The organism is Pseudomonas sp. Pseusp97, assembly GCF_047304025.1.
Lineage (GTDB): Bacteria > Pseudomonadota > Gammaproteobacteria > Pseudomonadales > Pseudomonadaceae > Pseudomonas.
Map to the genome: position 1 here is coordinate 1 of NZ_JBGLYK010000133.1, position 15,780 is coordinate 15,780.

The window sequence follows — 15,780 nt, forward strand, 5'->3', positions numbered from 1 at the left end:
ATGAGGAGGTGACGCCATGACCGCCCACCAGCCCCTGCCGCGCCCCGTGGCGCAACCCGCCCGCCAGCGCTGGTGGGTGATCCGTGGCGAGCTGCCGCGCAGCGCCATCTGGGCCCTCGCCGCCGCCGGCCTGCTGCTTCCGCTGCTGCTCTGGTGGGCCTACAGCGCCGCCGGCCTGGCCAACCCGATGTTCTTCCCCGGGCCGGACGCCGTGCTCAAGCGCATCGGCCATTGGTGGAGCGACGAAGGCCTGCTGGGCGACATCGCGATCAGCGTCTACCGGGTCATGGCCGGCTTCCTCGCCTCGGCGGTGATCGCCCTGCCGCTGGGCCTGTACATCGGAACCTACCGCCCGGTGCAGGCCTTTCTCGAACCGCTCACCGACTTCATCCGCTACATGCCGGCGGTGGCCTTCATCCCGCTGGTGATGCTCTGGGTCGGCATCGACGAAGGCTCCAAGGTGCTGATCATCTTCATCGGCACCTTCTTCCAGATGGTGCTGATGGTCGCCGAGGACGTGCGCCGCGTGCCCATGGCGCAGATCGAGGCGGCGCAGACCATGGGCGCCAGCCGCGCCGAGATCATCCGCCTGGTGGTGCTGCCCTCGGCGCGCCCGGCGCTGCTGGACACCCTGCGCATCACCTGCGGCTGGGCCTGGACCTACCTGGTGGTGGCCGAACTGGTGGCCGCCAACTCGGGCCTGGGCTACGCCATCCTGCGCGCCCAGCGCTACATGCAGACCGACAAGATCTTCGCCGGCATCCTGCTGATCGGCGTCATCGGCCTGCTCACCGACCAGGCGTTTCGCTGGCTCGGCCGGGTCGCCTTCCCGTGGATGAAGAGGTAAGCCTGATGAGCCAGAACAAGATCGCCATTTGCCACGTCGACAAGGTCTTCAGCAGCCAGGGCCGTCACGTGCAGGCGCTGCAGGATGTGAACCTGGAGATTCGCGCCAACGAATTCGTCACCTTCGTCGGCGCCTCGGGCTGCGGCAAGTCCACCCTGCTGCGCAGCATCGGCGGACTGGAGCGCCACAGCGGCGGCGAAATCCTCGTCGATGGTCGCGCCGTGGACGGCCCCGGCATCGACCGCGCCATGGTCTTCCAGCACTACAGCCTCTACCCCTGGCTGCGGGTGATGGAGAACATCAAGTTCTGCCGCCGGCTCAAGGTGGTGTCCGACACCGTGCGCGGCGATGCCGACGTGGAAGTCGCCAGCGGCCGCGCCGATGCGCTGCTCAACCTGATGGGTCTCTCGGCCTTCGCCCAGGCCTATCCCAGCCAGCTTTCCGGCGGCATGCAGCAACGGGTGGCAATCGCCCGCGCGCTGATGCCCAAGCCGCAGATTCTGCTGATGGACGAGCCCTTCGGCGCGCTGGACGCACAGACCCGCGAGGTGATGCACGACCTGATCCGCCACGTGCACCGCCTGGAGAACAGCACCATCCTGTTCGTTACCCACGACGTCGACGAAGCCATCTACCTGGGTGGCCGCGTGGTGCTGATGGCGCCGCGCCCCGGCCGCATCGACAGCGTCTACGAGGTGCCGCTGCCGGCCGAGCGCAACCAGGACATGAAGATGGCCCCCGAATTCATCGCCCTGAAAAAAGAAATCCTCGCGCGTATCCGCGAGACTTCGGGCATGAGCACCGACCTGGAACTGCTGGAGCAGCTGACCCGCACCGCAGCGCCGGTCTGAAGCGGAGGAAAGGGAATCGGCGGAGCGGATAGCCCCGCCGTTGTACCGGACAAGGCGCCCGGAACGGATTGCGCAGCAAGCGCGAGGGAAACGGCCTGCCGGGAGCGGGTAGCTCCGCCTGGGGCTGGCAGGCCGGTTGACTGCAGAAGCAGCCGTAAAGCTGGCCGCAAGCACCGGTAAGGTGCTTGCGGCACCGTCGTCAGCCGATGGTCATCAGGCTGGCGTTGCCGCCGGCAGCGGCGGTGTTGACGCTCAGGGCACGTTCGATCAGCAGGCGTTCCAGCGGGATGTCGGTTTCCCCGCGGTTCAGCCCGGTGACGCCGACGATGGCGCCCTTGCGCTGGCTCGCCTGCTCGCAGACAGCACGCAGCTGGTCGGAATCGCCGTGGTGGAGGATGGCGTCGAACACCTTGTCGGTGGCGGTCCAGTCGGCGACCAGTTCGATACGCTGGGCGACTTCCTTCGGCAGTTCCTTGATCACGGCCGCATTGGACTCGGCCACCAGCGGACGGCTGCCGACGCTGAACACGGCAGCCAGCTGGGCCAGCAGGTCGGCGCGGTCTTCTGCCAGGCACAGCACATGCTCGCGCGGCAGCAGGGTGTAGGTGTTGCGCTCGCCGGTCGGGCCGGTGAGTACCTGCTGGGTGAAGCTCTGCGCCAGTTCGCCGTAGCCGCTGAGCAGGCTCGCCAGGGCGGCGTCCTTCTGCCCTGCCCACCTGGCCAGCGCGTCCAGGGCCTGCTGGGCGTCCTTCGGACGCGGCAGCGCCTGGGCGCCGTCACCCTTGAGCTGGTTGGCCACCGCATCCTGCGGACGGGTCGACAGCAGGCGGTACAGGTACAGCGGGCCGCCGGCTTTCGGACCGGTGCCGGACAGGCCTTCACCGCCGAACGGCTGCACGCCGACCACCGCGCCAACCACGTTGCGGTTGACGTAGAGGTTACCGACATGGGCGGTGCCGACGACCTGGGCAATGGTCTCGTCGATACGGGTATGCACGCCCAGGGTCAGGCCATAGCCGGATTCGTTGATCTGCTGCAGCAACTGGTCCAGCTCGGCGCGCTGGTAGCGCACCACGTGCAGCACCGGGCCGAAGATCTCGCGCTTGAGTTCGCTGAAGCTGTCCAGCTCGATCAGGGTCGGCACGACGAAGGTGCCGCGCTTGATCTCCTCGGCATCCACGCGGGCGCTCTGGAAGACCTTGCGGCCTTTGTCGCGCATGGTCTGGATGTGCTTGTCGATGTTGCCCTTGGCTTCCTCGTCGATCACCGGGCCGATGTCGGTGTGCAGGCGCTCCGGCGCACCGACACGGTATTCCGCCATGGCGCCCTTGAGCATCTGCACCACGCGGTCGGCGGCGTCTTCCTGCACGCACAGCACGCGCAGCGCGGAGCAGCGCTGGCCGGCGCTGTCGAACGCGGAGTTGACCACGTCGACCACCACCTGCTCGGCCAGCGCCGAGGAGTCGACGATCATCGCGTTGAGGCCGCCGGTTTCGGCGATCAGCGGGATGGTGCGGCCCTGGGCGTCGAGGCGGCCGGCGATGTTGCGCTGGAGGATGCCGGCCACTTCGGTGGAGCCGGTGAACATCACGCCACGCACGCGCTCGTCTCCGACAAGGCGAGCGCCGACGGTTTCACCACGGCCCGGCAGCAGTTGCACGGCACCAGCGGGTACGCCGGCGTCCAGCAGGATGCGCACGGCTTGCGCGGCGATCAGCGGCGTCTGCTCGGCGGGCTTGGCCAGCACGGTGTTGCCGGCGGCCAGGGCGGCGGCCACCTGGCCGCTGAAGATCGCCAGCGGGAAGTTCCACGGGCTGATGCACACCACCGGGCCCAGCGGGCGGTGGCTGTCGTTGGCGAAGTGGGTGCTGGCCTGGGCGCCGTAGTAACGCAGGAAGTCCACCGCCTCGCGCACTTCGGCGATGGCATTGGCGAAGGTCTTGCCCGACTCGCGCACCAGCACGCCCATCAGCGACTGGATCTCGGCTTCCATCAGGTCGGCGGCGCGCTGCAGGATGGCGCCGCGCTCGGCCGGCTGGGTGGACTGCCAGATCTGCGCGCTGGACAGCGCGCCGAGGATGGCGTTGTTCACGTCGGCTTCGCTGGCTTCACGCACATGGCCCACCACGTCGCGGTGGTCAGCCGGGTTGCGCACCGGCTGCGGCTCGCCCGGAGCCGCATCGGCCAGGCCCAGCATCGGCTCGGCGACGTAGACGGTGTTGGTGCTCGACAGCAGCGCCGAGGACAGCGAACCCAGGCGGTGCTCGTTGGCCAGGTCGATGCCGGCGGAGTTCAGCCGAGCGTCGCCATAGAGGTCACGCGGCAGCGGGATGCGCGGGTGCGGCAGGCCCAGGGTGCCTTCCTGCGCGGCCATCTGCTCGACCTGCAGCACCGGGTCCAGCACCAGGTCCTGAAGGGAGATGCTGTGGTCGGCAATGCGGTTGACGAAGGAGGTGTTGGCGCCGTTTTCCAGCAGGCGGCGCACCAGGTACGCCAGCAGCGTCTCGTGACTGCCCACCGGTGCGTAGATGCGGCACGGCCGGTTGAACTTGCCGTCGGCGACCTTGCCCACCACCTGCTCGTACAGCGGCTCGCCCATGCCGTGCAGGCACTGGAACTCGTACTGGCCGGGGTAGTAGTTCTGCCCGGCCAGCTGGTAGATGGCCGACAGCGAGTGGGCGTTGTGGGTGGCGAACTGCGGGTAGATGGATTCCGGCACGGCCAGCAGCTTGCGCGCACAGGCCAGGTAGGAAACGTCGGTGTACGGCTTGCGGGTGTAGACCGGATAGCCTTCCAGGCCGTTGACCTGGGCCAGCTTGATCTCGCTGTCCCAGTAGGCGCCCTTCACCAGGCGGATCATCAGGCGGTGGCGGCTGCGCTTGGCCAGGTCGATGACGTAGTCGATCACGTACGGGCAGCGCTTCTGGTAGGCCTGGATGACGAAGCCGATGCCGTTCCAGCCGGCCAGCGACGGCTCGAAGCACAGGCGCTCGAGCAGGTCGAGGGAGATTTCCAGGCGATCGGCTTCCTCGGCGTCGATGTTGATGCCGATGTCGTAGTCACGGGCCATCTTCACCAGGCCGAGCACGGTCGGGTACAGCTCGTCCATCACACGGTCGTACTGGGCGCGGCTGTAGCGCGGATGCAGCGCGGAGAGCTTGATCGAGATGCCCGGGCCTTCGTAGATGCCACGGCCGTGCGAAGCCTTGCCGATGGCATGGATCGCCTGCTCGTAGGAAGCCAGGTAGCGCTTGGCGTCCTCATCGGTCAGCGCGGCTTCGCCGAGCATGTCGTAGGAGTAGCGGAAGCCACGGGATTCCATGCTGGCCGCGTTGGCCAGGGCCTCGGCGATGGTCTCGCCGGTGACGAACTGCTCGCCCATCAGGCGCATGGCCATGTCCACGCCCTTGCGGATCAGCGGCTCGCCGGACTTGCCGATGATGCGGTTGAGCGACGAGGACATGCCGGCTTCGGTGTGGGTCGCCACCAGCTTGCCGGTGATCAGCAGGCCCCAGGAGGCGGCGTTGACGAACATCGAGGGGCTCTGGCCCAGATGCTGGCTCCAGTTGCCGTTGCTGATCTTGTCGCGGATCAGCGCGTCACGGGTGGCCTTGTCCGGGATGCGCAGCAGCGCCTCGGCCAGGCACATCAGCGCCACGCCTTCCTGGGACGACAGGGAGAACTCCTGCAGCAGGCCCTGTACCAGGCCCTGGCGGCCACCGGCGTTCTTCTGGTTGCGCAGCTTCTCGGCAATGCCCAGCGCCATCTTGCTCGCCGCGGCGGCCTGCTCTTTCGGCAGGCGGGCGAGGTCCAGCAGCATCGGCAGCGCTTCGGTCTCCGGGCGGCGGTAGGCGGCGGTGATGGCCGCACGCAGCACCGACTGCGGCAGGATGCTTTCGGCGAAATCGAGGAAGACCTGCAACCCTTGTTCGTTCAGCGCATCCAGCGATTCCTCGCCCGCCGCCGCGGCCAGGCCGGACTGCTCGGCCGGGGTCAGATCGCCTTCCACCTGCTCCAGGTAGGAGAAGATCGCCTGCTTGATCAGCCAGTGCGGGGTACGGTCGAGTTGCTGGGCAGCCAGCTTGAGGCGCTCGCGGGTGGCGTCGTCGAGCTTCACGCCAAGGGTGGTGGTGGCCATGGGGCTTCCTGTTGTTAGAAGGTGTGCCTGAAAACGGCGCAAGGTTATACCGCCGAATCGCAAGGTGCAACCAGGTGCAACCCAATAAAAACAAGCGGTTGGTCGTACGCGCGAATCCGGTGCAACCGGTGACATTTCCCCCACACGGCGCTACCAAACGGAGCACGGCCCGGCGCTCGCCCGGCTGCGAGCCGCAAGGGCCGGCCGGGTGACAGGAAGAAAGCAGTGTTCGTGCCAGGGCTGGAAAAGGTGCAACCCGCCGCTACGGCGTTCGACTGAGCGTAGGAGCGGACTCTGTCCGCGATCGGTTCATCCCCCGCGTTGGTCCTGCAAAGGAGCCATCGATGCGACATCGCGGACGGAGTCCGCTCCTACGTAGCCGGGAACAGCGACACCAACCCGTAGGAGCGGACCTTGTCCGCGAAATCCATCGCGGCGAGCGCAGGAGTTGCCGGGATATTCAGTTGCACAACGCCTGCCGGCGATTCGCGTAGAAGCTCCGCCCCTGCAAGAGAGCTACAGCGCCAGCCCGCAGGAGCGGACCTTGTCCGCGAAATCCATCGCGGCGAGCGCAGGAGTTGCCGGGATATTCAGTTGCACCTCGCCTGCCGGCGATTCGCGGAGAAGCTCCGCTCCTGCAAGACAACTACAGCGCCAGCCCGCAGGAGCAGGCTTCAATCCAGCGGCAGGTAAACACAGAATTCCGCGCCCTGCCCCGGCTCGCTGTGCACTTCGATGCGCCCGCCATGGGCCTGGACGATCTGTTCGGAGATGAACAGCCCCAGCCCCAGCCCGGCCACGCGCGTAGCGCCGGCACCGCGCTCGAACTGCTGGAAGATGCGGCGCTGCTCCTCCGCGCTGATGCCTTCGCCATGGTCACGTACACACAGCTGCGCCTGGCCATCGCTCACCGCCACGCTGACTTCCACCGGCTTGCCAGGTCCGTAGCGCAGGGCATTGCTCACCAGGTTGCTGATGACCTGTTCGATGCGGTACGCATCCCAGACACCCTCCACCAGCTCCGGCGCGCTCAGCGTCAGCTCGCAGCCGGCCGCCTGCGCCTGCACCGCGAAGTTGCCCAGCACATGGCGGGCGATGTCGGCGAAATTGGCCCGCTCCGGACGGATCGACAGCTTGCCGGTACGGATACGCGAGACGTCCAGCATGTCCTCGATCAGTCGGGTCAGCCCGGCTAGCTGGCGCTCGTCACGCTCGAACAGCACGGCGAGGCGCTCGGGGGAGAAGTTCTCCAGCTTGCCCCTGGACAGGTGCAACCGTCGCAACTGGGTGTCCAGCATCAGGCCGTTGAGCGGCGTGCGCAGTTCGTGGGAGACGATGGACATGAAGTCGTCGCGCATCTTCACCGCGCGCTGCAGCTCCACCTGGGTTTCGCGCAGTTCGGCGAGCAGCGCGTCCTGCTCGGCGCGCGCCTGCTCCAGCACCTTGCGCTGGCGGTAGAGGTCGACGAAGACGTTCACCTTGCTACGCACCGCATGGTTGTCCAGCGGCTTGTAGAGGAAATCCACCGCACCGCTCTCGTAGCCCTTGAACGCATAGTTCAGCTCGCGCCCGGCAGCGGTGACGAAGACGATGGGAATGCTCCGGGTGCGTTCGGTGCCGCGCATCAGCTCGGCCAGGGCGAAGCCATCCATGCCGGGCATCTGCACGTCGAGCAGGGCCAGGGCGAATTCGTGATCCAGCAGCAGCGACAGCGCCTCGTCCGCCGACGAGGCCTTGAACACTTCGCGTCCCTCGCCCTTGATCAACGCCTCCAGCGCCAGCAGGTTCTCCGGCAGGTCGTCGACGATGAGCAGCTTGCTTCCCTGGTTACTTAGCATTGTTGGAGTCCAGATGAGAGCCCAGTCGGCTCAGGAGCGCATGAATCCTGCGCAGGGGAAGAATGTGGTCCGGGGCGTGCAGCGCGATGGCGGCCTCCGGCATGGTCGCCACGTCGGCGTCGGCGGGATCCTGGACGATGGTCAGGCCACCCTCGCGATGGATGTGCGCCAGGCCCTGCGCGCCGTCATGGTTGGCGCCGGTGAGCAGGATGCCGGCCAGCGCCTCGCGGTAGGCATCGGCCGCCGAGTCGAAAAGGATGTCGATGGAGGGCCGGGAAAAATTGCGCCGCGCCTCGCGGCTCAGGGCGAAGGTGTGATCGCGTTCGATGGACAGGTGGTAGCCGGCGGCTGCGAAGTACAGCGTGCCCGCTTCCACCGGCGCCTTGTCGCAGGCTTCCTGCACGGGAATATCCAGGCGCCGGCTGAACAGGTCGACCAGTTGGCTCTCGTGGTTCTCCGGCAGGTGCAGCACGGCCACTATCGGCAGCGCGAAATCCGCCGGCAGGCCGTCGAACAGCCGGAACAGCGCATCCACGCCGCCCGCGGAGGCGCCGATGACCACGGCCTGGATCTTGCGCGGCGCGCTCATCGTTTACGGAACACCCGTTCGCGGCGGTTGACCACCTCGAACTCCCCGGCGAACTCGGTGAAGTCCAGGCTTTCCTTGCTGCCAAGGCCGAGGAAGCCACGGTGGCAGAGCGATTCGTGGAACAGGCCGATGGCGCGATTCTGCAACTGGCGGTTGAAGTAGATCAGCACGTTGCGGCAGGACACCAGGTGCGTTTCGGAGAACACGCTGTCGGTGGCCAGGCTGTGGTCGGCGAAGGTCACGTTGGCCCGCAGCATCTTGTCGAACAGCGCACCGTCGTAGGCCGCCGTGTAGTAATCCGAAAGCGAGGCCTTGCCGCCGGCCGCGCGGTAGTTCTCGCTGGCCTGGGCCAGGTCGTCGATCGCGTAGATGCCACGCTGGGCCTGTTCCAGCGAGCGCGGATTGATGTCGGTGGCGTAGATCAGCGTGCGTTCGAGCAGGCCTTCCTCATGCAGCAGGATGGCCAGCGAGTGCACCTCTTCGCCGGTACTGCAGCCGGCGACCCACAGGCGCAGCGACGGGTAGGTGCGCAGCAGCGGCACCACTTCCTGGCGCAGCGCGAGGAAGTAGCTGGGATCGCGGAACATCTCGCTCACCGAGATGGTGAGGTACTGCAGCAGCTCATGGAAGGCATGCGGGTCATGCAGGATGCGCTCCTGCAATGCCGAGATGCTGCGGCACTCGAACAGGTTGATGGCGTGCAGCACGCGGCGCTTGAGCGAGGTGCCGGAGTAGTCCCGGAAGTCGTAGCTGTACTTCAGGTAGATCGCCTCGATCAGGAGGCGCAGCTCGATGTCCTGGCTGCGTTCGGCCATGTCAGATGCGCTCCAGCTTGGGCAGCCAGACCCGGATCAGGGAGAACAGGCGATCCAGGTCGATGGGCTTGGCCAGGTAGTCGTTGGCGCCGGCGCGCAGGCACAGCTCATGGTCGTCCTTCATCGCCTTGGCGGTCACCGCAAGGATCGGCAGCTTCTTCCAGCGCGCATCCTGGCGGATCAGGCGTGTCGCCTCGTAGCCGTCCATCTCCGGCATCATCACGTCCATCAGCACCAGGTCGATGTCGTCGACCTGGGCGAGCTTCTCGATGGCCTCGCGACCGTTGCGCGCGACCTCCACGTGGGCGCCCTTGTGTTCCAGGGCGCTGGTGAGGGCGAAGATGTTGCGCACGTCGTCGTCGACCAGCAGGATGCGCCGCTCCTCGAAGGCGCGGTCGCGGTTGCGCGAGGTGCGCAGCATGCGCTGGCGCTCGCTGGAAAGCTGCGACTCGACCTTGTGCAGGAACAGCGTCACTTCGTCCAGCAGGCGCTCGGGCGAGCGGGCGCCCTTGATGATGATCGAGCGCGAGTACTTGAGCAGTTCGGCTTCCTCGTCGCGGGTAAGGTTGCGCCCGGTGTAGACGATCACCGGCGGGAAGGAGCAGATATCCTCCTCGCCCATGCGCCGCAGCAGTTCGTTGCCCTGCATGTCCGGCAGCTTGAGGTCGATGATCATGCAGTCATAGATGTTCTGGCGCAGCAGTTCCAGGGCCTGTTCGCCCTGCTCGACGGCAGTGATCTCGATGTCGTCGTCGCCGATCAGGCGCGAGACGCTGTCGCGCTGCAGCGGATCGTCCTCCACCAGCAGGATGCGCTTGACCTCCTGGGTCAGCTTGGCCTCCAGCTTGCCGAACACTTCGCGCAGCTGCTCGCGGGTGGTGGGCTTGAGCGCATAGCCGATGGCGCCCAGGTGCAGGGCCGCTTCGCTGCGATCCTCCACGGACACCACGTGCACCGGCACGTGACGGGTGCGCGGGTTGGCCTTCAGGCGCTGCAGCACGGCGAGGCCGGACTCGTCGGGCAGGTGCATGTCCAGCAGGATGGCGTCGGGGCCGTGCTCGTCGGCCAGGCGCAGCCCCTCCTCGGCCCCCATCGCCACCAGGCAGCGGTAGCCCAGCTCGCGAGCGAGGTCGTAGAGGATGCGGGCGAACTTGGGCTCATCCTCGACCACCAGCACGCAGCGCTGGCCAATGTTGAGCTGCTCGCGGTCGTCGGCGAAGGTCGCTGCCACCGGAGCATGCACCGCCGGTGCCGCCACCGGAGTCACCACCCGGGGGACGATGGCGGCAGGCGCGCTGACCACTTCCGTCGCGACGGGCTCGTTGTAGCTCAGCGGCAACAGCAGGCTGAAGACACTGCCCTTGCCCGGCTGGCTGCTGACGATGATGCTGCCGCCGAGCAGGTGCGCCAGGTCGCGGGAGATCGACAGGCCCAGGCCGGTGCCGCCGTAGCGGCGATTGGTGGCGCCGTCGGCCTGCTGGAAGGCTTCGAAGATGCGCTGCAACTGGTCTTCGGCGATACCGATGCCGCTGTCGCGCACGTCGAAGCGCACGCCCTCGGGCGCGGCGCCGACAGACAGGCTGACTTCTCCGGCATCGGTGAACTTGAAGGCGTTGGACAGCAGATTCTTGAGAATCTGCTCGACGCGCTGGCGGTCGCTGTAGAGCATGCCCGGCGCGTCGTCGGCGACGTTGACCACGAAGGTCAGACCCTTGTCGCTGGCCTGCGGGCGGAACAATCCCTCCAGGCCTTCGACCAGACGGCGCACGCTGGCATTCTCCGGGCGCACTTCCAGCTTGCCGGCCTCGACCTTGGAGATGTCGAGGATATCGTTGATCAGGTTGAGCAGGTCGTTGCCAGCGGAGTAGATCGACTCGGCGAACTTCACCTGCTCGTCGTCGAGGTTGCCGTGTTCGTTGTCGGCCAGCAGGCGCGCGAGGATCAGCGAACTGTTGAGCGGCGTGCGCAACTCGTGGGACATGTTGGCGAGGAACTCGGACTTGTAGCGGCTGGCACGTTGCAGTTCGTCGGCGCGGCCCTGCAGCTCCAGGCGTGCCTGGTTCAGCTCGGTGTTCTTGGCGTCCAGGTCGTCGCGCTGGGCGGCCAGTTCCTGGGCCTGTTCGGCGAGGCGCTCGTTGGTCTGCTCGAGCTCCGCCTGCTGCGCCTCGAGATGCGCCTGCGACTCCTTGAGCACCCGGGACTGCTCTTCCAGCTCCTCGTTGGCGGTCTTCAATTCTTCCTGCTGCACCTGCAGCTCTTCGTTGAGCTGCTGGGTTTCCGCCAGCAGGTCCTGCAGGCGCTGGCGGTGCATCGCAGAGGCGATGGCGCTGCCCAGCGGCTCGGCGACGCTCTGCAGGAAGGCCTTGTCGCGCTCCTCCAGCCCCCGCAGGAAGCCCAGTTCCAGTATGCCGACCACCGCTCCTTCATGGACCAGCGGCAGCAGCGCGACGCTCACCGGCTGGCCGTTGCCCAGCGCCGAATTGACCTTCAGGTAGTCCGGCGGCAATCCATCCACGGTGCGCAGCCGGCGCTGGCGGGCGGCCTGGGCGATCAGGCTGTCGTCCGCGGCGAAATAGTCCTCGCCCAGGGTCTGCGCGGCGAAGCCGAAGGTACCGGCCAGGCGCAGGCCGCCGCGGTCGTCACGCACATAGAGCGCGCCCACCGGCGAGGCGACGAAGTCGCCGAGAAAATCCATCAGGCTGCGGCCCAGCGCCGCGAGCGACGGCTGGCCGATCAGCTGTTCGCCCAGGCGCGTCTGCCCATCGCTGAGCCAGGCCTGCCGCTCCAGGTGTTCGTTGTGCAGCACCTGGCGGCGCAGCGATTCGGCGTAGGAATCCGACAGGCCGACCAGCTGCCGGCGGCCGAAATACGCAAGCAAGGTGCCCACCACGATGCTGAACACCAGATAGAGGACGACCACCCCGGTCGACAGGCTGGAAGCGAACTGGTTGCGGTCGTGGCGCAGTTGCTGCTCGGTGTTGATCAGCGAACCGTACTGCCCGCGGATCGCATCCATCATGCTCTTGCCGCGCCCGGCCTTGATCGCGTCGGAAGTGTCCTGGCCGGTGCGACGCTGCTCGATCATCTGCTGGGCGAAGGTCATCCATTCGTCCTGCATCGAGCTCAGGCGCTGCACCCGTTCGACCTGCGGCGGGTTGTCCGCCACCAGGTCCGCCAGGCTCTTGAGGCCCGCATTGATGCGCGGCCGCGCCTGTTCCAGCGGTTCGAGAAAACGCGCGTCGCCGGTGATCAGGAAACCGCGCAGCCCGCTCTCCTGGTCGACGCTCAGGCGCTGCATCTCGTTGGCGCTGGAGATCACACGGTCGGTGTGCTCGACCCAGCCCAGCACATCGAGCATGTAGAGGATCAGCCCGATGAACAGCACTGCGCCCAGCAGGCAGATGCCCAGCGGCAGCGCCATGTTGCGCGCGAGGATGCGGCGGAAGGCGCTTTCGTCAGCGATGACTTTCTGGTTCATCTGCAAAATCCCTGATGCTGGAGCTTCCCTGGACGCGGCCTGCCGGAATCGGTGAGAACGCAGCAGAAGCCAGGTAAGTATTTGAAGTTACTGTAAGAAGGTTCTTAAAACCGAGGAAATAATAACGCGAAGCATTGTAGGCTACACCTCAGCTGGCGAATTGACAGTGGGTCCTGCGGGACGTTCGAACTATTCGCGACCTGAAACGAAGAAAAGTGGAATTTTCTTCCTTCGGACCTTTCCAACGTTCGATGTGGAACAACACTGTATGAAGGATCAGACGCAGGGTCTGCTCGATGCCAAGTTTGACGGGTGAAACCCAAGGTTACCCATGCTGAGCCAGGGCGATTTTCTCAACAGCAGCAGCGCCATGGCACCGCTGATCCGCCAGCTCGACTGGGCGGCTACCCCGCTCGGCCCGATGGACCAGTGGCCGGCGACCCTGCGCGGAATTCTCGAGGTCGGCCTCAACTCGCGCCTGCCCGTCTGCATCTACTGGGGGCCGGAGTTCGTCCTGCTGTACAACGACGCCTGGAGCGCCATCCCCGGCGACAAGCACCCCGCCTGCCTGGGCCAGCCCGCGCGAGTGGCCTGGTCGGATATCTGGTCGATCCTCGACCCCATGTACAACGGCATCCTGCAGACCGGCGTCGCCGCCCACGAGGAAGACCGCCTGTTGCCCATGGTGCGCTTCGGCTACGTCGAGGAAGCCTATTTCACCTATAACGTCAGCCCGATCTTCGGCCTGGACGGCAAGCCCATCGGCCTGTTCAACACCGCCGTGGAGACCACCGGCAACGTCATCGGCCAACGCCGCCAGCGCCTGCTCACCCGCCTGGCCGAGCGCATCGGCCAGGCCGAGGACAGCGTGCAGATCTGCGCCGACGCGCTGGCGCTGCTCGGCGAAGCCAGCCATGACGTGCCCTTCTGCCTCCTCTACCAGGCCGGCAAGCTGCTCGGCGCCTGCGGCACCGACCCGAGCGACCGCTTCGCCCCCGCGCAGCTGAGCCCCGACGACGACCCGCTGCATCTGTTCAATGGCCTGACGCAGGCCCACCAGTCGCCGCTGGCTACCCAGCACGTGCGCGCCTTCGCGCCCTGGCCCGAGGCGCTCGACAGCACCTACGCCACACCGCTGGACGGCCATCCCGACGGTCTCGCCGTATTCGGCATCAGCCCGCGCCGGCGCCTGGACGAGCACTACGCGAACTTCTTCAACGAACTGGCCGCCCTCCTCGGGCACGCCCTGGCAGCCGCCAACCAGCGCGCCGCGGAGCGGCAGATCAAGGAGGCGGTGCAGGAAGAGGCGCGCCAGCGCACCCTGGAGCGCGACCGGGTCTGGTCGCTCAGCCAGGACCTGCTCTGCGTGCTCGACCACCAGGGCATCCTGCGCAACGTCAACCCGGCCTGGCAGACGCTGCTGGGCTGGAGCGAAGAACAACTGATCGGGCGCAACAGCGAAGAGCTGGTGCACCCCGACGACCTCTCGTCCAGCCTCGACACACGCGTCCTGCTGGTGCGCGGCGAGCGCCTGCAGCACTTCGAAAACCGCATGCGCCACGCGGATGGCGGCTACCGCTGGGTGTCCTGGCACGCCAGCGAAGACCACGGCCTGATCTACGGCTGCGGCCGCGACATCACCGAGCAGAAGCGCGCCGCCGAGTTGCTCGAGCAGGCCCAGACCGCCCTGCTCAACGCCCAGCGCATGGAAGCCGTCGGCCAGCTCACCGGCGGCATCGCCCACGACTTCAACAACCTGCTGGCGAGCATTCGTTTCAGCCTGGACCTGATCACCCGCCGCGCCACGGTCAAGGCGCAGCCGGAGCTGAGCCATCTGTTGCAGGCTGCCACCCAGGCCACCGAGCGCGCCGCCGAGCTGACCCACAACCTGCTCGCCTTCGCCCGCCGCCAGGCGCTGGCCATGCACCCGGTGGAGCTGGACCGGCTGCTGCGCGACTGGCAGCCCGAACTCGTCGAACGCGCCGGCCCCCGTGTGCGCCTGAGTCTCTCCACCGCGGCCTCCGGCAGCGTGCTAAGCGACCGCGACCAACTGCACAAGACCCTGCTGCACCTGGTGGACAACGCCCGCGACGCCATGCCCGGCGGCGGTGCCCTGGACATCCTGCTGCGCCGCCACGAAGCCGGCGGCGGCGACAGCGAGCTGCCGGCCGGCGACTACCTGGCCCTGAGCCTGCAGGACAATGGCCAGGGCATGAGCGAGTCGACCCTTTCCCACGTTTTCGATCCGTTCTTCACCACCAAGGGCATCGGCCCCAACAGCGGGCTGGGCCTGTCGATGGTGCATGGCTTCATCAAGCAATCGGGCGGGCAGATCCGCCTGCGCAGCGAGCCCGGCCAGGGCACCTGCGTCACCCTTTATTTTCCGAGAGGCTCTTCCGTGGTCGATATTCCCGAGGTACCCGTTACTCCCGCCGAACCCGCCAACCAGCAGTTGTGCGTCCTGGTCGTCGAGGACAACGACCTGGTGCGCATGCTCACCGTGGAAGTGCTGGAGGAAATCGGCTACCAGGTGCTGCAGGCCGAGGACGCCGAAGAGGCGCTGCCGATCCTGCAGGGCGACACCGCCATCGACCTGCTGCTCACCGACGTCGGCCTGCCCGGCATGAATGGCGAGGAACTGGCCGCCGCCGCGCGCGAAGCCCGGCCGGAGCTGCCGATCCTGTTCGCCACCGGTTTCGCCGAGATCGTCCATATCGATGGCAGCGAGCTGGCCACGCGGATGTCGATGATCGCCAAGCCGTTCTCCATCGATGCCCTGCGCGACAAGGTCAACGGCATGCTCGGGCGCAAGGGCGCCTGATCCGCCAGCCTCGGCTTCAGGCGCTCGGTTTCAGGAGCTCAGCAACAGGCTCAGCACCGCGCGCAGCTTGCCCGGCTTGAGCGGCTTGTTCAGCAGCGGCATTCCCAGCCGCTGCAGCGCGCGACGGCAATCGTCGCTGCGGTCGGCGGTGATCATCACCGCCGGCAGCTCGCGGCGGAAATATTCGCGCAATCCGCGCACCGCCTCGCAGCCGGTGCGTCCGTGGTCGAGGTGGTAGTCGGCGAGAATCACCTCCGGCGCCTTGCCATCCAGCGCCTTGAGCGCCTGCTCGTAGTTCGCCGCCACCAGCACCTCGCACCCCCACTGGCCGAGCAGCGCGGCCATGCTGGCGAGGATGGCCTCCTCGTTGTCGATCACCAGCAGGCGCCGGCCCGGTCACCGG

At 67.0% G+C, this 15,780-nt stretch carries 8 protein-coding genes and 1 pseudogene; 3 read left to right on the top strand and 6 right to left on the bottom strand.

The features are described 5' to 3' along the window. The first annotated feature begins 16 nt into the window (after positions 1 to 16). Positions 17 to 847 carry an ABC transporter permease gene (locus tag ACCC94_RS19700; protein ID WP_413351209.1) on the top strand — a complete coding sequence of 277 codons (831 nt, stop codon included), beginning with the start codon at positions 17 to 19 and terminating at the stop codon, positions 845 to 847. 5 nt (positions 848 to 852) lie between these two features. Continuing rightward, positions 853 to 1,698: an ABC transporter ATP-binding protein gene (locus tag ACCC94_RS19705; protein WP_413351210.1), complete on the top strand. Its 846-nt coding sequence runs from the start codon at positions 853 to 855 to the stop codon at positions 1,696 to 1,698. 199 nt (positions 1,699 to 1,897) lie between these two features. Here ACCC94_RS19705 and putA read toward each other — a convergent pair whose 3' ends face one another. The 5 genes from putA to ACCC94_RS19730 all read right to left on the bottom strand — a co-directional run bounded on the left by putA (position 1,898) and on the right by ACCC94_RS19730 (position 12,556). After that, complete coding sequence (putA, locus tag ACCC94_RS19710; protein WP_413351211.1) at positions 1,898 to 5,836, bottom strand: trifunctional transcriptional regulator/proline dehydrogenase/L-glutamate gamma-semialdehyde dehydrogenase; 3,939 nt, start codon at positions 5,834 to 5,836, stop codon at positions 1,898 to 1,900. A gap of 674 nt (positions 5,837 to 6,510) precedes the next feature. After that, complete coding sequence (locus ACCC94_RS19715; protein WP_413351214.1) at positions 6,511 to 7,674, bottom strand: ATP-binding protein; 1,164 nt, start codon at positions 7,672 to 7,674, stop codon at positions 6,511 to 6,513. Beyond that, positions 7,664 to 8,263 (bottom strand): chemotaxis protein CheB, encoded by a 600-nt coding sequence (locus ACCC94_RS19720; RefSeq protein ID WP_413351215.1) that lies wholly within the window; start codon positions 8,261 to 8,263, stop codon positions 7,664 to 7,666. Before ACCC94_RS19720 ends, ACCC94_RS19715 begins: the two co-directional genes overlap by 11 nt. Further along, on the bottom strand, positions 8,260 to 9,078 hold the full coding sequence (locus tag ACCC94_RS19725; RefSeq protein ID WP_413351217.1) for a CheR family methyltransferase: 819 nt from the start codon (positions 9,076 to 9,078) through the stop codon (positions 8,260 to 8,262). The genes ACCC94_RS19720 and ACCC94_RS19725 overlap by 4 nt, the downstream gene beginning before the upstream one ends. Position 9,079: 1 nt before the next feature. Beyond that, positions 9,080 to 12,556 carry a response regulator gene (locus tag ACCC94_RS19730; protein WP_413351219.1) on the bottom strand — a complete coding sequence of 1,159 codons (3,477 nt, stop codon included), beginning with the start codon at positions 12,554 to 12,556 and terminating at the stop codon, positions 9,080 to 9,082. A gap of 331 nt (positions 12,557 to 12,887) precedes the next feature. On the opposite strand from ACCC94_RS19730, the gene ACCC94_RS19735 reads away from it, so the two are divergent. Further along, positions 12,888 to 15,377, top strand: coding sequence for an ATP-binding protein (locus ACCC94_RS19735; RefSeq protein ID WP_413351221.1), 2,490 nt, complete (start codon positions 12,888 to 12,890; stop codon positions 15,375 to 15,377). A 30-nt stretch (positions 15,378 to 15,407) separates the two neighbouring features. On the opposite strand, the pseudogene ACCC94_RS19740 reads toward ACCC94_RS19735, so the two are convergent. Next, positions 15,408 to 15,773 (bottom strand): annotated as a pseudogene (locus ACCC94_RS19740) (response regulator); the annotation flags it as partial. Positions 15,774 to 15,780: the final 7 nt, after the last annotated feature.

What these genes read in the sequence shown, in the direction of transcription:
- ACCC94_RS19700 (WP_413351209.1), top strand. Translation starts at nt 17, where the DNA reads ATGACCGCCCACCAGCCCCTGCCGCGCCCCGTGGCGCAACCCGCCCGC.
- ACCC94_RS19705 (WP_413351210.1), top strand. Translation starts at nt 853, where the DNA reads ATGAGCCAGAACAAGATCGCCATTTGCCACGTCGACAAGGTCTTCAGC.
- putA (WP_413351211.1), bottom strand. Translation starts at nt 5,836, where the DNA reads ATGGCCACCACCACCCTTGGCGTGAAGCTCGACGACGCCACCCGCGAG.
- ACCC94_RS19715 (WP_413351214.1), bottom strand. Translation starts at nt 7,674, where the DNA reads ATGCTAAGTAACCAGGGAAGCAAGCTGCTCATCGTCGACGACCTGCCG.
- ACCC94_RS19720 (WP_413351215.1), bottom strand. Translation starts at nt 8,263, where the DNA reads ATGAGCGCGCCGCGCAAGATCCAGGCCGTGGTCATCGGCGCCTCCGCG.
- ACCC94_RS19725 (WP_413351217.1), bottom strand. Translation starts at nt 9,078, where the DNA reads ATGGCCGAACGCAGCCAGGACATCGAGCTGCGCCTCCTGATCGAGGCG.
- ACCC94_RS19730 (WP_413351219.1), bottom strand. Translation starts at nt 12,556, where the DNA reads ATGAACCAGAAAGTCATCGCTGACGAAAGCGCCTTCCGCCGCATCCTC.
- ACCC94_RS19735 (WP_413351221.1), top strand. Translation starts at nt 12,888, where the DNA reads ATGCTGAGCCAGGGCGATTTTCTCAACAGCAGCAGCGCCATGGCACCG.